The sequence below is a fragment of the Blautia sp. OM07-19 genome (assembly GCF_003481595.1).
Classification (GTDB): Bacteria; Bacillota; Clostridia; order Lachnospirales; family Lachnospiraceae; genus Blautia_A; species Blautia_A intestinihominis.
Genome location: NZ_QULA01000008.1, coordinates 134,253 through 154,805, shown reverse-complemented (window position 1 = coordinate 154,805; position 20,553 = coordinate 134,253). Strand labels below are relative to the sequence as shown.

Annotated in this window: 23 protein-coding genes; 1 reads left to right on the top strand and 22 read right to left on the bottom strand. The window is 45.6% G+C overall.

From position 1 onward, the window contains the following. Nucleotides 1-57: 57 nt before the first annotated feature. From DXC01_RS08305 to pyrF, 21 genes are all read right to left on the bottom strand, one after another. Complete coding sequence (locus DXC01_RS08305) at nt 58-717, bottom strand: HAD family hydrolase (RefSeq protein ID WP_022214734.1); 660 nt, start codon at nt 715-717, stop codon at nt 58-60. 43 nt (nt 718-760) lie between these two features. Then, a complete protein-coding gene (gene radA / locus DXC01_RS08300) occupies nt 761-2,143 on the bottom strand; it encodes a DNA repair protein RadA (RefSeq protein ID WP_118253055.1) in 1,383 nt (460 codons plus the stop codon). After that, nucleotides 2,137-2,550, bottom strand: coding sequence for a hypothetical protein (locus tag DXC01_RS08295; protein ID WP_022214732.1), 414 nt, complete (start codon nt 2,548-2,550; stop codon nt 2,137-2,139). The genes radA and DXC01_RS08295 overlap by 7 nt, the downstream gene beginning before the upstream one ends. 108 nt (nt 2,551-2,658) lie before the next feature. Beyond that, a complete protein-coding gene (locus tag DXC01_RS08290) occupies nt 2,659-5,154 on the bottom strand; it encodes an ATP-dependent Clp protease ATP-binding subunit (protein ID WP_118698689.1) in 2,496 nt (831 codons plus the stop codon). A 20-nt stretch (nt 5,155-5,174) separates the two neighbouring features. Further along, complete coding sequence (locus tag DXC01_RS08285; protein ID WP_022214730.1) at nt 5,175-5,549, bottom strand: GntR family transcriptional regulator; 375 nt, start codon at nt 5,547-5,549, stop codon at nt 5,175-5,177. A 167-nt stretch (nt 5,550-5,716) separates the two neighbouring features. Continuing rightward, nucleotides 5,717-6,481 (bottom strand): SseB family protein, encoded by a 765-nt coding sequence (locus DXC01_RS08280; RefSeq protein ID WP_022214729.1) that lies wholly within the window; start codon nt 6,479-6,481, stop codon nt 5,717-5,719. Between the two features lie 11 nt (nt 6,482-6,492). Further along, nucleotides 6,493-7,767, bottom strand: coding sequence for a phosphoribosylamine--glycine ligase (gene purD / locus DXC01_RS08275; RefSeq protein WP_118253051.1), 1,275 nt, complete (start codon nt 7,765-7,767; stop codon nt 6,493-6,495). A gap of 23 nt (nt 7,768-7,790) precedes the next feature. After that, entirely contained in the window at nt 7,791-8,417 is a 627-nt protein-coding gene (gene purN / locus DXC01_RS08270) for a phosphoribosylglycinamide formyltransferase (protein ID WP_118698688.1), read from the bottom strand. Next, complete coding sequence (gene purM / locus DXC01_RS08265; RefSeq protein WP_118698687.1) at nt 8,411-9,436, bottom strand: phosphoribosylformylglycinamidine cyclo-ligase; 1,026 nt, start codon at nt 9,434-9,436, stop codon at nt 8,411-8,413. The genes purN and purM overlap by 7 nt, the downstream gene beginning before the upstream one ends. Nucleotides 9,437-9,696: 260 nt before the next feature. Further along, nucleotides 9,697-10,197 carry a 5-(carboxyamino)imidazole ribonucleotide mutase gene (gene purE, locus DXC01_RS08260; RefSeq protein ID WP_022214725.1) on the bottom strand — a complete coding sequence of 167 codons (501 nt, stop codon included), beginning with the start codon at nt 10,195-10,197 and terminating at the stop codon, nt 9,697-9,699. A 114-nt stretch (nt 10,198-10,311) separates the two neighbouring features. Beyond that, complete coding sequence (locus tag DXC01_RS08255; RefSeq protein ID WP_118698700.1) at nt 10,312-12,330, bottom strand: aminopeptidase; 2,019 nt, start codon at nt 12,328-12,330, stop codon at nt 10,312-10,314. A gap of 36 nt (nt 12,331-12,366) precedes the next feature. After that, nucleotides 12,367-12,954: an HD domain-containing protein gene (locus DXC01_RS08250; RefSeq protein WP_118253071.1), complete on the bottom strand. Its 588-nt coding sequence runs from the start codon at nt 12,952-12,954 to the stop codon at nt 12,367-12,369. A gap of 9 nt (nt 12,955-12,963) precedes the next feature. Then, nucleotides 12,964-13,278, bottom strand: coding sequence for a hypothetical protein (locus DXC01_RS08245; protein ID WP_118253049.1), 315 nt, complete (start codon nt 13,276-13,278; stop codon nt 12,964-12,966). Further along, nucleotides 13,262-13,738 carry a VanZ family protein gene (locus DXC01_RS08240; RefSeq protein ID WP_022214721.1) on the bottom strand — a complete coding sequence of 159 codons (477 nt, stop codon included), beginning with the start codon at nt 13,736-13,738 and terminating at the stop codon, nt 13,262-13,264. Before DXC01_RS08240 ends, DXC01_RS08245 begins: the two co-directional genes overlap by 17 nt. A gap of 35 nt (nt 13,739-13,773) precedes the next feature. Continuing rightward, complete coding sequence (locus DXC01_RS20275) at nt 13,774-13,926, bottom strand: hypothetical protein (RefSeq protein ID WP_173905107.1); 153 nt, start codon at nt 13,924-13,926, stop codon at nt 13,774-13,776. Nucleotides 13,927-13,965: 39 nt separating this feature from the next. Beyond that, nucleotides 13,966-14,646, bottom strand: coding sequence for an orotate phosphoribosyltransferase (gene pyrE, locus DXC01_RS08235; RefSeq protein ID WP_022214719.1), 681 nt, complete (start codon nt 14,644-14,646; stop codon nt 13,966-13,968). A 111-nt stretch (nt 14,647-14,757) separates the two neighbouring features. Beyond that, nucleotides 14,758-15,546, bottom strand: a complete 789-nt coding sequence (locus DXC01_RS08230; RefSeq protein WP_118253047.1) for a hypothetical protein — start codon at nt 15,544-15,546, stop codon at nt 14,758-14,760. A 101-nt stretch (nt 15,547-15,647) separates the two neighbouring features. Next, entirely contained in the window at nt 15,648-16,973 is a 1,326-nt protein-coding gene (locus tag DXC01_RS08225; protein ID WP_118698699.1) for an MATE family efflux transporter, read from the bottom strand. 120 nt (nt 16,974-17,093) lie between these two features. After that, complete coding sequence (locus DXC01_RS08220) at nt 17,094-17,999, bottom strand: dihydroorotate dehydrogenase (protein WP_118253045.1); 906 nt, start codon at nt 17,997-17,999, stop codon at nt 17,094-17,096. Further along, a complete protein-coding gene (locus tag DXC01_RS08215) occupies nt 17,996-18,778 on the bottom strand; it encodes a dihydroorotate dehydrogenase electron transfer subunit (protein ID WP_118253043.1) in 783 nt (260 codons plus the stop codon). Before DXC01_RS08215 ends, DXC01_RS08220 begins: the two co-directional genes overlap by 4 nt. A gap of 22 nt (nt 18,779-18,800) precedes the next feature. Next, nucleotides 18,801-19,727, bottom strand: a complete 927-nt coding sequence (gene pyrF, locus DXC01_RS08210; RefSeq protein ID WP_022214714.1) for an orotidine-5'-phosphate decarboxylase — start codon at nt 19,725-19,727, stop codon at nt 18,801-18,803. A gap of 272 nt (nt 19,728-19,999) precedes the next feature. On the opposite strand from pyrF, the gene DXC01_RS08205 reads away from it, so the two are divergent. Beyond that, nucleotides 20,000-20,200, top strand: coding sequence for a cold-shock protein (locus tag DXC01_RS08205; RefSeq protein WP_005425201.1), 201 nt, complete (start codon nt 20,000-20,002; stop codon nt 20,198-20,200). Nucleotides 20,201-20,290: 90 nt separating this feature from the next. Here DXC01_RS08205 and DXC01_RS08200 read toward each other — a convergent pair whose 3' ends face one another. Further along, nucleotides 20,291-20,542, bottom strand: a complete 252-nt coding sequence (locus tag DXC01_RS08200) for a hypothetical protein (RefSeq protein WP_022214713.1) — start codon at nt 20,540-20,542, stop codon at nt 20,291-20,293. Nucleotides 20,543-20,553: the final 11 nt, after the last annotated feature.

Sequence of the window (20,553 nt, the reverse complement as noted above, 5' to 3'; positions counted from 1 at the left end):
TTCTTCGTGACAGCTCAGTTAGAATACCACTATAAAACCAATCTGTCAACACCTTTTTTAGATTTTTTTGCAATTTTTGTCGATGTACTGCTGAACTTCATGTAAAGAAGGTAAGATGCTGTCTGCCAGCTCCTCCATTTCTTCTGTTGGAGCTGCCTGATCCGGCACCATGATCGGGTGCATTCCGGCTCTTTTGGCGGATCTTATTCCATTGTAGGAGTCCTCGATCGCATAGCAGTCCTCAGGCCGCTCCTGAAGGCGTCTGCAGGCTTCCAGATAGATGTCTGGCTCCGGTTTGCTCCGACTGACCATATCCCCGCATACGATCTCATCGAAATAGGAAAGCAAGCCTCCTTCCTCGAGTTCTCTCGTCACAAGATCTCTTCTTGTGGAGGAAGCTACCGCTGTCTTTATATTTTCTCTGCGGAGATATTCCAGGAGTTCCCGGATCCCCGGTTTCTTCGGAAGCTTCCCTCCTGCTGCATTTGCGTGGAAAAGATCTGACATTTCTTTTTTGTATTTGTCATATGGAAAATCCTGTCCATAACGCTCGAAAAAAATTTCTCTGGTCACTGTAGCATTGATCCCCAGGCATGCCCTGCAGGTTTCCTCTATATCTGCGACTCCATATTTCTCTGCCACAACCTTCCACATACGGAACACAAGCGTCTCTGAGTCAAAAATAACTCCATCCATATCAAATACAACTGCCTTCATCTTTTCCCCCTTGGTATTTATTTCGTTACTGTTCACAGCAACTTTATTTCTGCATGATAAAACGTATCGCATCCTGAATCCAGGAAACGTATACCAGTTTGATCCCTTTGATCTTCTCTGTAGCTGACCTGCATACTTCCGGCAGGATCACTGTTTCAAAACCGAGTTTCTTCGCTTCTGCGACACGCTGTCCTGCCATGCTCACAGCACGCACTTCTCCACTCAGACCAATTTCGCCAAATGCGATCACAGAATCCGGTATGACGATATCCTTACAGCTTGAAACGACTGCCAGTGAAATCCCGAGATCGATCGCCGGCTCTGTCATCTTCATTCCACCTGCAATATTGACATAGGCATCGCAGGCTGCCAGATGGATGCCGACTTTTTTCTCCAGAACTGCCATCAGAAGGTTTACTCTGTTAAAGTCTGTTCCCACTGCTGTTCTTCTCGGAATTCCGAAATTGCTCTGGCATACCAATGCCTGTATCTCCACCAGGATCGGCCGTGTTCCTTCCATAGAACATGCCACGATCGACCCGGAAGTGTCGCTGGGCTTTCCATTCAGCATAAATTCTGACGGATTCTTAACTTCCTCAAGTCCTGTGCTTCGCATTTCGAATACACCGATCTCATTGGTAGAACCGAAACGGTTCTTGACTGCACGCAGGATCCGATAGGAAGCATGTCTGTCTCCCTCAAAGTAAAGCACGGTATCTACCATATGCTCCAGCACACGGGGACCTGCCACGTTTCCTTCTTTGGTCACATGACCTACGATAAAGATCGATACGCCCTGTCCCTTGGCAATCTGCATCAGGATATTGGTGGACTCTCTTACCTGAGAAACACTTCCCGGTGCAGAACTGATATCCTCATGAAACATAGTCTGTATGGAATCGATCACAACGGTATCCGGCTTCTTGCGCTCGATCACTTCGCGGATCGTTTCCAGATTTGTCTCACACAGAAGCTGCAGCTTCTCATTAAATTCTCCGATTCGTTCTGCGCGGAGCTTGATCTGGCGCAGGGATTCCTCTCCTGAAATATACAGTACATTGCTTCCTGATAGTGCAAGATTCCGGCACACCTGTAAAAGAAGGGTGGATTTTCCGATTCCCGGATCTCCACCCACTAAAACAAGAGAGCCGGGGACGATCCCGCCCCCGAGCACTCTGTCAAGCTCGCCAATCTTTGTCAGCCGCCGTTCATCCTCTGACAGTGAAATGTCCTTCAGACGAACTGGTTCCGGACGCTTCCCCGGATTCTGAAAGGAACTGCTACCGGATGAAGAAGATTTCTTCGTGGAAACCGTCTCCTCTACGAAAGTATTCCATGCCTTACAGCCCGGACACTGTCCCATCCATTTGGAGGATTCATATCCGCATTCCTGACAAAAATAAACAGTCTTTTTATTTTTTAGCATTTTTTGATCTCAACATGTACGGCTTTGTCGCCTCCCAGTTCTGCACTGAAAGAAAGCTTACCGCCAAGGTTTGTTTTCATTTTGCCTGCATCTGCGCCATCGATGGAGATATCATATTCTGTATCTGCTTCCATCTCTACGGTGATCTGTGCATCCTCAGTTCCTTCTACGTCAAAACTCATGCTGGAGCCGTCCTGTTTCAGAGAAAATACAGCAGTTCCCGGTACGGATTCATATACAAACATGCCATTTCTCTCGAGTTTGGTGATCTCTTTGAATGTTTTTACCTTGTACATATCTCCCTGATGTGCGAAATCTGATACCTTGGATTTCTGTGGCAATTCATAATTGCCAAAGCTGATGCTCTGATTCTCTTCTGTACGGATCAGTTCCTTTACTACTGCCATAACCAATGTCCTCCCTAAGACTTTTCTGTTGTGTTTTCGACACCTGTGGATTGCTCCTTAGTGTCTTTTTATTATAACATTGACCACTTTTTTTGACCAGTATCCTGTTTAAGATTTTATAGCTTTTTTAGATTTTGGTTTCTTCTCATCTTCTGAAAGTGGAGTAAAACGGATCTCTTTCTGATGAAGCTGGATCCGGACGGTATCTCCTCTTTTGATGGTTCCTTCGAGAAGTGCATTTGCCATCGGATCTTCCAGTTTTGTCTGGATAGCTCTTCTTAATGGTCTGGCCCCATATTTGCTGTCAAAACCTGCTTCTGCAAGGAAATCCCTGACAGATTCTGTGATCTTAAGCTGGATATCAAGCTGTTCTTTACAGCGTTTTTCCAGTGTTTTGAGCATGATGTTGACAATCTTTTTGATGTGTGTCTTGTTCAGTGGATGGAATACCATGATCTCGTCAATACGGTTCAAAAACTCCGGTTTGAACAGACGGCGGACTTCTTCCATAACACCAGATTTCATGCGTTCATAATCCTGCTTCTCATCATTGTTGGAAAGGAAGCCAAGCTTCTTCGGCTCAATGATCGCCTGCGCACCAGCATTGGATGTCATAATGATGATCGTCTGCTTGAAGTCCACTTTTCGTCCATGTGCATCTGTGATATGTCCATCATCCAGAACCTGAAGAAGAATATTAAACACATCCGGATGTGCCTTTTCAATCTCATCAAACAGAAGCACACTGTATGGATTTCTGCGTACTTTTTCGCTGAGCTGCCCGCCCTCATCGTATCCTACATATCCCGGAGGTGATCCGATCAGTTTGGATACGCTGTGTTTCTCCATGTACTCAGACATATCAACACGGATCATTGCCTGCTCACTTCCAAATACGGCCTCTGCCAGCGCTTTGGAAAGTTCGGTCTTACCTACACCGGTAGGTCCAAGGAAAAGGAAGGAACCGATCGGGCGGTTTGGATCTTTGAGACCGACACGGCCTCGTTTGACTGCCTGTGCAACTGCCTTTACTGCTTCTTCCTGACCGATCACACGTTTATGAAGTTCTTTCTCAAGACGTGCAAGACGTTTCGTTTCACCCTCTGTAAGACGCTGTACCGGGATCTTGGTCCAGTCGGAAATGATGTCTGCCACAGATGCCTCTGTCACAGATATTTTCTTTCTTTTGTTTCTGCGTTCTTCTTTTTCTTTATATTTGGAAATTTCTGTTTCTATTTCACGCTGGCGCGCCTGAAGTTCTTTTGCCAGGGAAAGATCTGCCTGCTTGACAGCTTTTTCCTTATCTTTCTGGATCTCGTGGAGTTCCACTTCCATGGCATCTACTTCCGGTGCCATGCGGTAGCCGCTGAGACGTACTTTGGAAGCTGCCTCGTCGATAATATCGATGGCCTTATCCGGCAGAAAACGGTCATTGATGTAACGTTCGGACATTTTTACTGCTGCTTCAAGTGCACTGTCCTCGATCACCACGCCATGATGCTTCTCATAATACGGGCGCAGTCCCTTAAGGATCTCGATGGTTTCTTCCTCTGACGGTTCTTCTACTGTCACTGGCTGGAAACGTCTCTCCAGAGCGGCATCTTTCTCAATGTATTTCCTGTATTCCTCCAGGGTCGTTGCTCCGATCAGCTGGATCTCGCCTCTGGAAAGAGATGGTTTCAGAATGTTGGAAGCATCCAATGCTCCCTCTGCACCGCCCGCGCCAATGATCGTATGCAGCTCATCAATAAAAAGAAGAATTCCCTGATTGCTGCGTACTTCATTGATCACATTTCGGATTCTTTCCTCGAATTCTCCACGATATTTGCTTCCTGCCACCATTCCGGACAGATCAAGGACTACGACTCTCTTGTTTTTGACAGACTCCGGAACCATGCTAGAAATGATCCTCTGTGCAAGCCCTTCTACGATTGCAGTCTTTCCGACGCCTGGCTCACCTACCAGACATGGGTTGTTTTTTGTTCTTCTGCTTAATATCTGGATCAGGCGGGCAATCTCTTTGTCCCTGCCTACTACCGGATCCAGGTTTCCATCTGCTGCCATTGCCGTCAGATCACGGCTGTACTGATCCAGCGTCGGTGTTGTGGATCCCTGTTTTCCCTTCTGGTTCTTTGGCATCTGTAATTCTTCCGGAATTGCATTTGTATCAATCCCTGCCGCCGCGAGAACTGCGCTGTATAATTTCTGGATATTTACACCCATGGTATACAGAAGTCTGGTTCCTACACAATCTGTCTCTTTGAGCATTGCCAAAAGCAGATGCTCTGTTCCTGCCAGATCTTCCTTCTGCTTCTCGGCTTCTTTGACTGCCTGTTCTCTGACTTTCTGTGCTCTTGGACTGTAGCCGGCGGATTTTTCTGCTACAAGCACTCCGGATGGTGCGATCAATTTCGTGATCAGGGATTCCAGTTTTTCCCTGTCTACGCCAAATTCTTCCAGAATCTTACCTGCAGTTCCTTCCTGTTCATCAAGAAGTCCTACCAGTATATGTTCTGTCCCAATATATGAATGTTTCCAGGATCGGGCTGTACTTTCCGCAAGTTTCAGTGCTGCCTTTGCCTGTCTGGTAAATTTCTCCTGCATTCCTGCCTCCTCTTTTTATGCTATTCTATTCCATATTCGTCAAAAATCTCATCGATCAGATCGTGAACTTCTGCTCTGGAAATATTTTTGCAGTATCCTCTTGCGAGGGCTACCATGAGATTCTGTTTCATTTCTTCCAGTGCCTTCATCTTGTCCACATCAATCGCAATGATCGCGCCACGGCGGCGGTCGATCGTTACAAAGCCTTCCTGCCGAAGCAGGGAATATGCCTTGTTCACAGTATGCATATTAATGCCGATGGTATCTGCAAGCTGTCGCACAGAAGGAAGCGGATCTCCCTCCTGAAGCCTGGATGTGGCAATTCCCATGATGATCTGATTCATCAACTGCACATAAATAGCCTCATCACTGTTAAAGTCTATTTCAATGACCATAATCCTCAGCCCCTTATCTTTCATAATAACATCATGTTATACATATGGTAGCACATAATCTGGATTTTGCAAGTATAATTTTATAAAGTTTATCCTGTCTAATCCCCGCGTGAAAAGATATAAAAAACAGACAGCCCGAAGACTGCCTGTTTCTTATACTTATATTTTTAACCAATTATTTTTTTGAGCTGGTCTCTGTTGAGAACAAGATTGAATCCCATAGGGTTGATAACCAGTGATTCTGCCTGCTCGATCAGGATATTTGGAAGTTTGTTAAATGGTACTTTGGCAATACGAAGTTTCTTTCCTTTTGCGAATTTCTCAAATTCCATAACATCGGAGAATACCGGCTGAAGGATCTTACCTTCTTTGTTCTTGAGGTAAGGAATGTTTATCTTGTCCGGCTCATCTCCCTTGCGCTGCATTGCAACAAGAAAATCTGATTTTCTTAAGTTTACGATCACTTCTTCTTCCAGTGCTCTTAAGTTCTTGTGCTCTTCCTGAGGTACCGGACGGCGAAGTTCCTGCATGAAGTAGATTCCGGAAAGCTGCAGTGTCGGATTGATCAGCGGACGCTTCTGCGGCTCTACTTTGCTGAGATCCGGCTTTCTTACGATTCTTTCAAGATCGATCTCCATCTGCTCACCGCCATCATTCCACATGATCGTGTTTACACCGATAGAGAATAACAGACCGTACATCTTAGGGAAATCTTTCTTTTCGTAACGCATTCCCATAAGGAGAACTTTTTCTTCGATTTTCTTTTTGCCAAATTCTTTGATTGCTTCTTCCTCTGTGAAAAACCATGCCTGGTCGTTGAATGATTCTTCCCCACAGGTTACATAAGGAAGCTTCGTAGTCTGAGAGTATGCTACAAAAATATTCTCCCTTCCCTGAATTTCCTTAATTGTTTCTTCTACACTTGTTCCCATATTTTGTCCTTTCAGGCCTCGTCAATAGCCTTTCCTATGTCGTGGCGCATATATTTATTTGCAAACTGGATCCAGTCTGTTGCCTCGTAAGCATTCTTACGGGCTTCCTTAAGATCCTTTCCAGTTGCAGTGATTCCAAGGACACGGCCGCCGTTGGTAACGATCTCGCCATCCTTGAATTTGGTTCCTGCATGGAAGCAGTAATAGCCTTCTTTGTCCTTGAAGTTCTCAAATCCATGCATTGGAATTCCTTTTTCGTATTTTACCGGATATCCATCACTTGCCAGAACGACACAGACAGCTGCATTATCCTCAAACTCAAGATCTACCTGATCCAGAGTTCCATTTACGCAAGCTTCCATCACTTCGATGATGTCTGTCTTCATTCTCGGAAGAACAACCTGTGCTTCCGGGTCACCAAAACGTGCATTGTACTCCAGGACCTTCGGTCCGTCGGCTGTCAGCATCAGTCCAAAGAAAATGATTCCTGTAAATGGACGTCCCTCTGCTGCCATCGCATCAACCGTTGCCTGGTAGATATGCTCCTTACAGAACTTATCCACTTCCTCTGTATAAAACGGGCTCGGTGAAAAAGTACCCATACCGCCTGTGTTCAGTCCCTGATCTCCGTCTTTGGCACGCTTATGATCCTGTGCGGATGTCATCGGACGGATCGTCTTGCCATCCACAAAGGAAAGGACAGACACTTCACGTCCTGTCATAAATTCCTCGATGACCATTGTATTTCCTGCACTGCCGAACTTCTTGTCCTCCATGATCTCCTTAACTCCGGCTTCTGCTTCTTCCAGAGTATTGCAGATCAGAACACCCTTGCCGAGTGCAAGCCCGTCTGCCTTGAGCACGATCGGGAACTTGACCTGTGTATGTAAATAATCCAGTGCTTTCTGTGGATCGTCAAAGTTTTCGTATCCCGCTGTCGGAATTCCATATTTTTTCATGAGGTCTTTGGAAAATGCCTTGGATCCCTCCAGGATCGCTGCGTTCTTGCGAGGTCCGAACACCTTGAGTCCGCGTGTCTCGAACACATCTACAACACCGCCAACCAGCGGGTCATCCATTCCGATAATTGTAAGATCAACAGAATTCTTCTCCGCAAAATCAGCAAGTTTCTCAAATTCCATTGCTCCGATGTCTACACACTCCGCATATTCAGAAATTCCTGCATTTCCCGGTGCGCAGTAGATCTTGTCTACCTTCGGGCTCTTGGCCACGCTCCAGGCAATTGCATGTTCTCTTCCGCCGCTTCCAACAATTAATACTTTCATATCTTTCGCTCCTCTGCAGAAAATCAATTATTGATGATAACTTTACCGTCCTGTACGGATACTTTGCCATTGGCGATCAGATCGATCGCAGCCGGCAGTATCTTCCATTCAGCCTCTTCCATAACACGTCTCTGAAGTACTTCCGGGGTATCTCCCTGGTGTACCTCTACCGCCTTCTGAAGAATGATAGGACCGGTATCTGTACCTGTATCTACAAAATGAACCGTCGCACCGGTCACCCTGACGCCTCTGGAAAGGACACCTTCATGGACATGAAGTCCATAATATCCTGTTCCACAAAAAGACGGAATCAGTGACGGATGGATATTGATGATCCGATTTGGATATGCTTCCACGATCATCGACGGCACTGCCACCAGAAATCCGGCAAGCACAACAAGATCTACCTGGTTCTCCTGAAGCTCTGCCAGAAGTGCCTTATGAAATTCTTCTCTGTCTGCATAGTCCTTCGGAGAAATGCATCTGGCAGGGATTCCCTTGTTCTCCGCTCTCTTGAGGGCATACGCACCCTTGTTGTTGCTGACCACGAGACCAACCTCTGCATTGGTGATCACACCTGCATCGATTGCGTCCATGATCGCCTGGAGATTTGTACCGCCTCCGGATACCAGAACACCCAGTTTTAACATAAGGTCACTCCCTTTTCGCCAGCCTCAATGCGGCCTACTACGTAAGGAGTATCTCCTTCTTTGCGGATTGCTTCCATCGTCTTGTCTACATCCTCAGGAGCTACTGCGAGGACCATTCCAAGACCCATGTTAAATGTATTATACATCATTTTCTCTTCGATGTTACCTTTTTTTGCAAGAAGTTTAAAAATTGGAAGAACCGGATAGCTGTCCTTCTCTACAACTGCATGTGTGCCTTCTTTGAGCATACGCGGAATATTTTCGTAGAAGCCGCCGCCTGTGATATGGCTGCATGCATGGATTCTCACGCCTGCATCGCGGATGCTCTTGAGTGCTTTGACATAAATCCTGGTCGGAGCGATCAGTGCTTCACCAAGTGTTGTTCCCAGTTCATCATAGTAAGTGTCAAGAGATTCTCTTGTCATCTCGAATACTTTGCGGACAAGAGAGAATCCGTTGCTGTGGACACCGGTAGAAGCCATACCGATCAGCACATCTCCAGGATTCAGTTCTTCTCCTGTGAGAAGATCCTTCTTGTCGATCACACCTACTGCAAATCCGGCAAGATCGTACTCATCTTCCGGCATAAGTCCAGGATGCTCTGCTGTCTCTCCACCGATCAGTGCCGCACCAGACTGTACACAGCCCTCTGCCACGCCGCTTACAATCTCAGCGATCTTCTCCGGATAGTTCTTGCCGCATGCAATGTAATCCAGGAAAAACAGCGGCTCTGCGCCTGCACATGCAATGTCATTTACACACATGGCAACTGCATCGATTCCTATGGTATCATGTTTGTCCATGATCATGGCAAGTTTTACCTTGGTTCCGCATCCGTCTGTACCGGATACCAGTGTAGGTTCCTCCATGTTCTTAAATGCGCTCATGGAAAAAGCTCCGGAAAATCCGCCGATTCCTCCCAGTACCTCCGGTCTCATGGTTTTTGCGATATGTTTCTTCATCAGTTCAACTGACTTGTAGCCTGCTTCGATATCAACACCTGCGTTCTTGTAATCCATAGTTCCTGCTGCTAAAACATATACCAACAAGTATATGCTTAGATGAATAGCTACAATCTCACGATTTGTAGTTACTGCTTCACCGTGTATGCTTTTGTGATTATCAAATAATTCACTACTTACAAGTTCCTGTACACTCCACAGTCGTAAATTCCCGACAAGCCATCGGTACACACCTATTGTTATAGGTCTTCATCTAAAATAGCTTTTCCTTTCTTAAGATTTTAATATTATGCCACTTGGTTTTCGTGGCCGTATATTTAATAAGCCTGATATCCAACTTCCTGAAGGCGGGCATCCTTTGCTTCTACCTGTTCCTTCAGTTCCTGGCTGTATGCTTTCAGTTTCTCAAGAAGTTCCGGATCTGAAGTAGCCAGTATCTTGGCTGCCAGCAGTCCTGCATTTGCCCCTCCGTTGATTGCAACTGTTGCAACCGGGATTCCGGATGGCATCTGTACGATAGAATACAGTGAATCACGTCCTCCCAGAGAAGTGGTATGCATTGGAATACCGATCACAGGCATCGGGAAAATCGCTGCGCACATTCCCGGAAGATGTGCTGCCATTCCTGCACCTGCAATAATTACTTTGAATCCTCTTTCTTCTGCACTTCTTGCATATTCAAAGAACACGTCCGGTTCTCTGTGTGCAGAGATGATCTTCATTTCGTACTCAACGCCCAGCTTGTCAAGAATTGCTGCCGCTTTGCTCATAACCGGCATATCTGAGTCGCTTCCCATTACAATTCCAACTTTTTTCATTGGTGGCCTCCTTTTTTTCTATCCCAGGTTGATTCTACTAAGATTCTAAATTTGTGTCAACATAATTCCGGAAAAGAAATATTTAGATACGCAAACTCTTTTTGTATATAAAGTTTACTCTTCAAAAGGTTTATTGAGTTCTTCTGTACCAGGAAGTACAAAACATCCGTTCTCGATGATCGGAGTGCTTTCGCCTTCTTCGTCGATCACGCTGATATTTCCAAGTTCCTCATATGGAATGGTAATATCGGTGTGGCAGCCATAATATGCCATGCTGATATCTTCTTTACGCAGTGCGGAGATCTCGTTGTCGCGGGCAATAATCTCTCTTCCGTCCGGGTTAAATACCGGAGTATCTTCTGCCCAGCTGTAGCAGGTGTCGCCCACTGCAAAATGCGGTCCCATCTTTTCTGCAATCAGGATCGGAAGTTTGTCCGCGATGCCGTATTTCTCAGCAGCAACGTAGGCTGTCGTGTTGGTACCGATCGCAAATTCGCCCATCGGGATCTTGGCGTGATGGAACAGGATATTGTCCTCGATATACGCGCGGTTCTCTTCTTCTGTCTCAAAGTTTGAGCAGGTATAATCGATGACCTGTCCGCAGTCAAATACCAGTTTGAGATCACGGAACTGCAGACCATTTAAATATACTTTCTTGACATGAAGGATTCCGCCTGTTCCTGCAAGTACCGGAGATGTAAATACTTCTCCTACCGGAATGTTCACATCCGCTACACAGTTTTCGAAATTCGTCTGCTTCTTCACATCTTCGAGATCATGCAGGTGGATGATAAGGTCCGTCTCATTGTCGCCGCGTCCCTTGACTTCTACCCACTGGCAGGTGTCCAGAGTCTCAATGATCGTCTGCTGGATCCGCTCATATAATTTGTAATCCAGAGTGTTGATCTTGACGATCTCTGCAAAGATCTCCGGGAACTTCTCTCCGATCTCAGGAATCGGATAAGCAATGATCGTGAAGCTTCTCTCATCTCCCTTGATATAGCGGTTGACGATCTGTCCGGATTCATTGTCAAGTTCCACCTGCTGCTTCTGCTGTGTCTCGGAAAGTGTCCACGCCTCAGCCTTGGTCTCCGGTGCAAACGGTTCCTCTCCAAAAGTCTCAATGCATGCCGGACCGCCGTGTACTGCTGCCAGTTCCTTATAATTCTCGTAAGCATTCTGCATGGAGCGCAGTTTCCGCTGTACAAAATCACTGTCGAGGAAAAGTGCCTGGTCCTGTCTGTGATCATACTCATACTGCGTGTTTGCAACGCCGCCGGTAAAGCCGATTCTTGCATTTCCCCGCTTGTTGACTACATGTGTCGCATGACGGTAGATGACAGGTTCCAGTCCCATTGCACGGAATTTCAGGATCGCAGATCTTACCATTCTCTCAAATCCGAGATTATAGCGGATGTTGACTGTTTTTTTCCTGGTAATGTCTTTTCTTCCGTTGATAAAGCCGATGCGATATCCTTCTGTATAGGTTTCTGCCATGCTGTCGATCTGTTCCTGGGAAAGGCTGTTCAGAAATTCTGCCACACCTCTCTCATTTGCAGAAACATATTCTCCATAAGCGTAGAGATATTTAAGATCTGAAAGATCAGAATCCATGATAATACGGACTGCAAAATCGAGTTGTGGGTCAACGGCCTCCGCGATTCTCTGTTCCATCAGATCCTGGCAGTAGTCATTCACATAGGAGCGCAGAATATCCTCCACGGTCTTCACTGCCGGAAGTTCGCTGTCCTCAAAGGCAGCATAGATTTCCAGAAAAAGCTCTGCAGCGATGGTATAATCCCACCATTTTTTCTCATATGCATATGCGATCGTACCGCGGAGTTCTGCATACAGGAAACAAAACGCCTTGCCGTATTCGCCCAGTTTCACTGCTGCGTAGGAAGGATTTCCATAGCAGGTCCCATAGTTTTCCGGAAAAAGTTCTTCGTAGAGTTCTCTGTTTTCCTGTGCGAGTTCTTCTTCTGTCAGTCCTTCCTTTTCTCTCTCGAGAATAGCCGCCGTCTTTGTCAAAAAAGCGGCTGTCTTTTTGAAAAAGTCCTCAAAATCTGGCTGTGCTGTCTTTTCTGTGCAGATCTCACTGATCCGGTCTTTTGCCAGATGATAACGTTCCATCAGTAATTCGTCCAAATTCGTCTTCCTTTCTGTTTCTTATTCATCGATCACATGTCCGAGTTCGACATGTTTGTCTATTAATTTCTGCATATACTTCCAGATTTCCCTGGAACCTTCTGAAGTATGCTCATTTCGTTTGTAGATCTGGCTTTTGCGGACACCGTGTTCTGCCCAGCTTCTGCCATTGGAAGCATCGTTCAGAAGAAGCGGCTGGCAGTTATCAAGCACGTGTGCAAATTTGGCGTCTGCACTCTCATATGCCTCAAATTCGTCCCAGAGGTCCCGGAACCATCTGCCCTGATCTTCCGGAAGCATTCCAAAAATGCGGTCTGCCGCCTTTGTTTCCCGTTCCACTTTAGTCTGCGCGCCTGCTTCATCATATGCGTAGGTGTCGCCCGCATCGATCTCAACCAGATCGTGGATCAGCACCATCGGTACAACTTTCTTAAGGTCTACTTCCTCGTTGGAATATTCGCTGAGAAGAACTGCCATCAGTGCCAGATGCCAGGAATGTTCTGCATCGTCTTCCTTACGGCTTGCATCTGACAGATAGGTCTGCCGGATGATCTGCTTTACTTTGTCCACCTCAACGATAAAATCCATCTGTTTCTGTAAACGTTCCATATCCATCTCTTATACTCCCATCAAAAAAAAGACCAGCCATCCTACTGTGATCACTCCGTTCAGGATCGATCCCACAACGCTGGTCCGATGCATGCACTCTTCATCAGAAAAGCTCATAAGTCCCATCACAAAGCCGTAAGCAGAAAGCAGCACTGCAAACAGACAGAGCCCGCCTACGATAAAACCAAATTTCTCCTGTGCTATATAAGCCACGGCCACTGCCGCTACAAACAGAAGGAGGGAAGCAATCGCCAGCCCCACTGACAGCTTCCCCTTACCTGGTTCCTTTTTCTTTATGATCGCATATCTATATCTTCTTGCCATAACGTTTTCTCCTCAGGTAATTACAAACGGCAAAAGCCAGATACCCCAGTGCCGCTCCCAGTGTGTTCAGGATCAGATCATCCACATCGAAACATCCGACCTTCGTAATAAGCTGGATCGTCTCCACGACGAGGCTGAGTCCGAATCCTGACAAAATGATAAAAAATCCGCTGCGGCACTTCCTTGCTATGACCGGAAGAATAAATCCGTAGGGAACAAATCCAATCACATTCCCGAACAGATTTGTAACAACCGCAAACACCCCGAGTTGCTCTCTGTAGGTCCAGAACCGCCTGATCTCCACGAACGGGATCAGGTTGTACCGGTATACTCTTTCTTCTGCTGCGACCCGTCCATATTCCTCTGAAAAGAAAAGGAAATAGATCAGCAGCAGAATGTATAAGACAAACAGCATAGTCCCCAGATGTTTAATCCTGCGCTTTGCACTGTTTTTTGACATATTATATTATCCTAACCTTATACCGCCTCCGGTTCTTAGATCAAAATGTCGCCTTTTCTTTTGAGAAGGCGTGCGCCGCTGACGATCATGAGGATTCCTGCGGCAACTCCGGTAACAAGAGTGACGATCCCGACTGCAACGCTGCAGCCTCCTGTTCTCGCCATTGTTTTGTAGATTTTTTCGTTCAACTTCATTCCTCCTGAATATCCTTCTGACAGCAGACTCTTTTATTTTGCGCCGTACTGTGCGTAATATGCATCGATTGCTTTCTTGAGGTCGTCGTTGATGATGATCTCTCCTTTGTATTCTTTATTATAGAGATGTTCGATGACTTCTTCCATTGTTACGATGGCATTTGTCTCAAATCCGTACAGATCATGAACTTCTTCGAGTGCACACTTCACGCCGCCCTTGCCGACTTCCATACGGTCAAGAGATACCATGAGTCCGATGATCTCTACGTTTGCTGCTCCTCTTACCTTCGGAACAGTTTCTTCCATGGATTTACCGGAAGTTGTTACGTCTTCGATCATTACGACACGGTCTCCATCCTGAAGTTTGCTTCCAAGGAAACTTCCCTTATCTGCGCCGTGATCCTTCTCTTCCTTACGGTCAGAGCAGTAGCGGATCTCTTTACCGTATAATTCGCTGAAAGCGATCGCTGTTACTACGCTGAGCGGAATTCCCTTGTAAGCCGGTCCGAACAGCACATCAAAGTCATCACCGTATTTGTCGTGGATCGCCTTTGCATAATATTCTCCGAGTTTCTTAAGCTGGGAACCTGTCACATATGCACCTGCATTCATAAAAAACGGAGACTTTCTTCCGCTCTTGAGTGTGAATTCTCCAAATTTCAGTACATGGCTGTCTACCATAAATTCAATAAATTCCTGCTTGTATGCTTCCATGATTCATTCCTCCATATTAACTGTTCATACTTATCAATTGTTGAATGTCATTTTATTTTATCATACTTTTGTTCAAATAACAAACTGTTTACTCCATTCACTGCCGCCTGATCAGATACGTTTCACATATACTCTGTTTGGTTTGTAATTCGGGCGACCACCTCTGCCGCTGAGATTGTAGTCCATTCCACAATACCAGTCGATCCTGCCGGTTGCTTTTGCCCAGTTTGCATCATAAACTCTCCCGTTTACTTCTGCCCATCCATGTCCACCAGATGAAACTGCATATGATGTATACCCTACTGCATCAGCCAGGTATGCAAATGCACATCCAAATCCGAAGCAGTCACCTCTTCTTCTGCTAAGCACCCTGCTGCCATAGTAAATATCCCAGTTTGAACCTCCGGCAAAATCTCCACCGTCTCCATAATTATAATTTACAATATAGCGGAAACATGCTCTTAATTTCTGTGGTTTTGTCATTCTGTTATTGGTAATTCCATCTACGATCTGGTTTGCCCTGACCATAAGATTCAATTTCTGAAGCTGTGTCCTGTTATAAGATGCGCTGCCATCCTTTCTTACCTGAATCCCGTTAATTCTGGCAGAAGTTCTCATGTAACCAGCCCCGCCATTTATCTGTCCGAAGAAATAATATTTCTGTCCGACCTTACGCCATCCAGTACGTAGGATTCCTCTTGAATCCATATAATATTTCCTGCCCTTTACAGTTATTATTCCTTTCGCTTTTACACCTTTGGAATTAAAATAACTGATATTTCCATTCTGTGCCTTTACAAATTGATTTCTGTAACTCACTGCCGCTTCCGTATTTCTCGCCGGCAGAAAACAGATGCACAGTGCCAGAAGCACAAATACAAATATTCTTTTCCCTTTCATAAAATCCTCCTTATCTTCAAAATAATCTGATAAGTTTATTGTCACATAAAACCTGGTATTTGTCTATAAATAAATCTGCCTGATTTTTGATTTTACGCTGTCTACTCTGCCTTTGTGCTGTATTTTTTCATAGTATAAAAATAATACGGAATCAGCGGGATCAGTGCTGCGATCCATGCTGCCGGGTCTGCGAGACAGACTCCGGCAAAAGTTGTATGGCCTGCGACTAATACAACGATCAGGGTTCTTGCGACCAGTTCAAAAACACCTCCGAGCATCGGAACAAGTCCGTATCCCATTCCCTGCAGTGCATTTCGGAATACGAAGATCATGTCCAGGAATGGATACGCCCAGAATACCGTGTGGAAATAAGTCACAGACACCTGGATCACCTCTGTCTCGAACGGATTGATAAACAGGTAGGTGAAATATTTTCCTCCGAAATACACAAGAATCATCTGGATCACGCTCCAGACAAGAAGCATGATGCAGGAATATCTCACACCCTGTTTTACGCGGTCCATACGGTCTGCTCCACGATTCTGTCCGACATAAGTCGCGATCGTCGCACCCATGGAAACAGCCACCATGCCGATGACATTCTGGATCTTTCCTGCCGCAGAAAATCCTGCCATGTGGGTAGCCCCGTAAATATTTACCGCACTCTGTACGATAATGGTTCCGATCGCTGTGATAGAAAACTGAAGTCCCATCGGGATTCCAAGGATCAGAAGCTTACTCATGCTGCCTTTGCGCAATTCAAAGTTTTTCTTCTCCAGATGAAGGATCGGATATTTTTTCTTGATATAAACCAGACAGCAGACTGCCGAGACTCCCTGCGCGATCACAGTTGCATACGCGCAGCCTTCTACGCCCATTCCCACAAAACGGATCAGGACAACATCAAGGATCACATTGATTCCTGCGGAAATGATCAGGAAATACAACGGGGATTTGGAATCACCCAGCGCACGCAGGAACGCCGCAAGTGTATTATATGCCGCTGTCACAAGAAGTCCTGCGTAGATGATCCCCATATATCCTGCGACATCCCCCATCAGATCTGCCGGTGAATTCATCAGTTTCAGGATCGGTACATTGAATACCAGGAATCCAACCGTCATCGCTGCCGCAAATCCAAACATCAGATAGATGGACATCGCTACGAAATGTCTCATATCATCATATTTCTTAGCTCCAAACATCTGTGCCACAATGATTCCGAATCCACTGCTGAGGCCATTCAGCCATCCGGTCACAAAGAACATCAGCGAACCGGTACTTCCGATCGCTGCAAGTGCATCTACACCGATAAACTGTCCGGCAACGATCGAATCCACAATGTTATAAAACTGCTGAAAAATATTTCCCAGGAACATCGGGATCATAAACATAATGATCAGTTTGATCGGATTCCCTGTTGTCATGTCATTTGTTCGATTTTTTTCCACTTTTACTCCTCTCCCACAAAAAGCAGGAAAAAGCACTGTGCTCTTTCCTGCCATTTTGTGATCTTACATTTACTTATTACTATGCTTTGATACTTTTTATTTTACTGCTCCGATGAGCTCGTGGATATCCTCCACATGCTGTGCTTCCATAAATTTCTCAATCCCCTCTGCAATCTCAACAGTCGCATACGGATTGAAGAAGTTTGCAGTTCCCACAGATACTGCTGTCGCACCTGCCATGATAAATTCCAGTGCATCCTCTGCTGTTGCGATTCCGCCCATTCCGATGATCGGAAGAGAAACAGCCTGCGCCACCTGATAAACCATGCGGACTGCGATCGGCTTCACTGCCGGACCTGACATTCCACCGGTCTTGTTTGCCAGTGCGAAGGTCCTTCTGTTAATATCGATCTTCATTCCTGTCAGAGTATTGATGAGGGAAAGAATATCTGCGCCGCCTGCTTCTGCTGCCTTCGCCATCTCTGTAATGTCAGTCACATTCGGGCTGAGTTTCATGATGATCGGCTGTTTTGCATACTTCTTAACTTCCTTAGTGATCGCTTCCAGAGCTTTCGGGTCCTGTCCAAAAGCAATTCCACCTTCTTTGACATTCGGGCAGGAAACATTGATCTCAAGGAGGTCAACCGGTTCATTTCCCAGACGCTCTACAACTTCACAGTAATCCTCGGTGCTTTTTCCACATACATTCACAACGATCTTTGTGTCATACTGCTTCAGAAACGGAATGTCTCTCTTACAGAAAAGGTCGATTCCTGGATTCTGAAGTCCGATTGCATTCAGCATACCGCTTGCTGTCTCTGTTACTCGCGGTGTCGGGTTTCCCGGCCACGGCACATTGGCAACACCCTTGGTCACAACTGCACCAAGACGGTTCAGATCTACAAACTCACTGTATTCGGCTCCGGATCCAAAGGTTCCGGAAGCTGTCATTACAGGATTTTTTAATTCTACTCCCGCAAGAGTCACGCCTGTTTTTATCATAACTCTACCTCCGTGCTTAAGAATACCGGGCCATCCTTGCAGACACGTTTGTTGTGCACCTGAGAATGTGCGTCGATTTCTTTTGATCTGCAGACACATGCAAGACAGGCTCCAACGCCGCATGCCATACGCTCCTCCATGGAGATCCAGCATGTGATATTTTTTTCTGCTGCATATTCCTTGAGGGCACGAAGCATAGGTGTCGGTCCGCAGGCAAAGATCACCTCTGCTTCCAGGGCTTTCTCCTTGATTGCGTTGAGGACATTCCCTTTGGTTCCTGCACTTCCATCCTCTGTCGCCACATAGACATCTGCATATTTCTCAAACTCATCATTCAGAAAAAGCTCATCTCTGTAGCCGAGAACGGCTGTCTTCTCTGCCTTAAGTTCTTTGGCAGTCTGAAGCATCGGCGGAATTCCGATGCCTCCTCCGATCAGGAACACTTTCTTTCCTTCAGCTTCTTCAAGCGGAAATCCGTTACCGAGAGGTCCCATTGCCTCCACCTGGATTCCAGGGTGAAGTCTGGAAAATTCCTCTGTTCCTGTATTTTTGCCTGTCACACGATATACAAGACGGATCCTGCCATTCTCTCTGTCAATCTCGCAGATACTGATCGGACGCGGAAGGAGTTTGCTTCCATTTCTTGTGTATAAGGATAAAAACTGTCCCGGTCTGGCAGCTTCTGCCATACGGTCAGCCTGAAGCCACATACTGAAGATCCCTGTGCCGATCTCCTCCTGACTTACGATCTTAAGACTTTCTTTTGTCTTTGTGCTCATTTGTCTTCCTCCAAAAATCATCTTAGCGGTTGTTAAGTGCTCCGCTGATATCCTCGATCATCACCTCTACTGCCTTACGGGATGCATCTGCATAGTTCAGTTCTCCGAAAGATGCGTATGCTTCCTGCTTGTATGCAGCAATGATTCCTCTGGAAGAGTTTACGATCGCGCCGAGTCCGTCTTCATTAAAGAAGTGAACAAGATCTGCGCCCTTGCCGCCCTGTGCACCGTATCCAGGTACAAGAATAAATGTCTTCGGCATCAGTTTACGGAGGATTTTGCCCATTTCCGGATAAGTTGCTCCGACAACAGCTCCGATGTAGCTGTATTCTTTGCCCATGTGGTCTTCACCCCACTGTGCAACCTTCTCTCCTACCCATTCATAAAGCGGTCTGCCATCGATCACTCGATCCTGAAATTCACCGCTTGATGGATTAGATGTTTTGACAAGGATAAAAAGTCCCTTGTTTTCTTCTTTGCAGACATCGATGAATGGTTTCACACCATCAGATCCGAGATATGGATTGACTGTTGCAAAGTCCTCATCAAATCCGGCATATTTCTTACTTCCTACCTGCACATGTCCGAGATGTCCGACTGCATATGCTGCGGATGTAGATCCGATGTCACCTCTCTTGATATCGCCGATCACTACAAGATCTTTGGATTTGCAGTAATCTACGGTCTTTTTATATGCCTGAAGCCCTGGAATCCCAAACTGTTCGTACATTGCGATCTGCGGTTTCACTGCCGGGATCAGATCATAAGTTGCATCAACGATGCCTTTGTTAAACTGCCAGATTGCCTCTGCAGCACCTTCCAGTGTCTCCCCGAATTCCGCAAACGCATTCTCCTGGATATGCTTCGGAATATAGTTCAGCATCGGATCCAGTCCTACTACGATCGGTGCATTTGTTTTACGGATTTTTTCAATAAGTTTGTTAATCATAACGGCTCCTCCTGGAATTTATCTTTGTAATTATTTATGTACAATACGTTATCACCAACATCATACACGAAATATTTGATTTAATAAAGTCTTTTTTAAATAACCTTGACAATTTTATCCACCGGATATATAATTCAGACATAGACCAATAGATTCTTAATGTAAAATCACTAGTTTTTAGAGATTATATATTATTAATATAGTCTGTAAAATCTGGTGATTTTTGTCGTCAGATGGTCTTTTAACTTTTTATTTTTTATGGAGGTAACATCATGAACAAGGGAACTGTAAAATGGTTCAACGCAGAAAAAGGCTATGGTTTCATCACAGGAGAGGATGGAGCTGACGTATTCGTACACTTCTCTGCAATCAATGGCGAAGGATTCAAATCCTTAGACGAAGGACAGGCAGTAACTTATGATTTAACAGAAGGCGCTCGCGGAATGCAGGCTGCTAACGTTACAAAATTATAATTAACATCCGATACTTCAGGTTTTATAACCATTCAACAAAAAACCCCAGCTGGATCAGCCGGGGTTTTTTATTGTTCATTTTCATTTGGCTTATTGTGTATCGGAAGAAAGTCCTGATACATAATTATCGATCGCTGAAGTATCTACAACCGTTTCCTTCACTACGGAAGCTTCCTTGGCAGTTATCTTTGCATATGCGGAAAATCCGATCCATGCAACCATACACACACAGATTGCTACCCATGCAAGGATCTCTAATCTGTCGATCAGTTTCTCTTTTCTGGCTGCTCTGCTGCGGTTGTTCTTACCAGCTTTGTAGCTGTCTACTTTTTTCTGACTCATTTGCGAATCTC

Excerpts from the sequence above, each read along its gene's own strand:
- DXC01_RS08305 (WP_022214734.1), bottom strand. The coding sequence starts at position 717 with ATGAAGGCAGTTGTATTTGATATGGATGGAGTTATTTTTGACTCAGAG.
- radA (WP_118253055.1), bottom strand. The coding sequence starts at position 2,143 with ATGCTAAAAAATAAAAAGACTGTTTATTTTTGTCAGGAATGCGGATAT.
- DXC01_RS08295 (WP_022214732.1), bottom strand. The coding sequence starts at position 2,550 with ATGGCAGTAGTAAAGGAACTGATCCGTACAGAAGAGAATCAGAGCATC.
- DXC01_RS08290 (WP_118698689.1), bottom strand. The coding sequence starts at position 5,154 with ATGCAGGAGAAATTTACCAGACAGGCAAAGGCAGCACTGAAACTTGCG.
- DXC01_RS08285 (WP_022214730.1), bottom strand. The coding sequence starts at position 5,549 with ATGGTCATTGAAATAGACTTTAACAGTGATGAGGCTATTTATGTGCAG.
- DXC01_RS08280 (WP_022214729.1), bottom strand. The coding sequence starts at position 6,481 with ATGGGAACAAGTGTAGAAGAAACAATTAAGGAAATTCAGGGAAGGGAG.
- purD (WP_118253051.1), bottom strand. The coding sequence starts at position 7,767 with ATGAAAGTATTAATTGTTGGAAGCGGCGGAAGAGAACATGCAATTGCC.
- purN (WP_118698688.1), bottom strand. The coding sequence starts at position 8,417 with ATGTTAAAACTGGGTGTTCTGGTATCCGGAGGCGGTACAAATCTCCAG.
- purM (WP_118698687.1), bottom strand. The coding sequence starts at position 9,436 with ATGGATTACAAGAACGCAGGTGTTGATATCGAAGCAGGCTACAAGTCA.
- purE (WP_022214725.1), bottom strand. The coding sequence starts at position 10,197 with ATGAAAAAAGTTGGAATTGTAATGGGAAGCGACTCAGATATGCCGGTT.
- DXC01_RS08255 (WP_118698700.1), bottom strand. The coding sequence starts at position 12,330 with ATGGAACGTTATCATCTGGCAAAAGACCGGATCAGTGAGATCTGCACA.
- DXC01_RS08250 (WP_118253071.1), bottom strand. The coding sequence starts at position 12,954 with ATGGAACGTTTACAGAAACAGATGGATTTTATCGTTGAGGTGGACAAA.
- DXC01_RS08245 (WP_118253049.1), bottom strand. The coding sequence starts at position 13,278 with ATGGCAAGAAGATATAGATATGCGATCATAAAGAAAAAGGAACCAGGT.
- DXC01_RS08240 (WP_022214721.1), bottom strand. The coding sequence starts at position 13,738 with ATGTCAAAAAACAGTGCAAAGCGCAGGATTAAACATCTGGGGACTATG.
- pyrE (WP_022214719.1), bottom strand. The coding sequence starts at position 14,646 with ATGGAAGCATACAAGCAGGAATTTATTGAATTTATGGTAGACAGCCAT.
- DXC01_RS08230 (WP_118253047.1), bottom strand. The coding sequence starts at position 15,546 with ATGAAAGGGAAAAGAATATTTGTATTTGTGCTTCTGGCACTGTGCATC.
- DXC01_RS08225 (WP_118698699.1), bottom strand. The coding sequence starts at position 16,973 with ATGACAACAGGGAATCCGATCAAACTGATCATTATGTTTATGATCCCG.
- DXC01_RS08220 (WP_118253045.1), bottom strand. The coding sequence starts at position 17,999 with ATGATAAAAACAGGCGTGACTCTTGCGGGAGTAGAATTAAAAAATCCT.
- DXC01_RS08215 (WP_118253043.1), bottom strand. The coding sequence starts at position 18,778 with ATGAGCACAAAGACAAAAGAAAGTCTTAAGATCGTAAGTCAGGAGGAG.
- pyrF (WP_022214714.1), bottom strand. The coding sequence starts at position 19,727 with ATGATTAACAAACTTATTGAAAAAATCCGTAAAACAAATGCACCGATC.
- DXC01_RS08205 (WP_005425201.1), top strand. The coding sequence starts at position 20,000 with ATGAACAAGGGAACTGTAAAATGGTTCAACGCAGAAAAAGGCTATGGT.
- DXC01_RS08200 (WP_022214713.1), bottom strand. The coding sequence starts at position 20,542 with ATGAGTCAGAAAAAAGTAGACAGCTACAAAGCTGGTAAGAACAACCGC.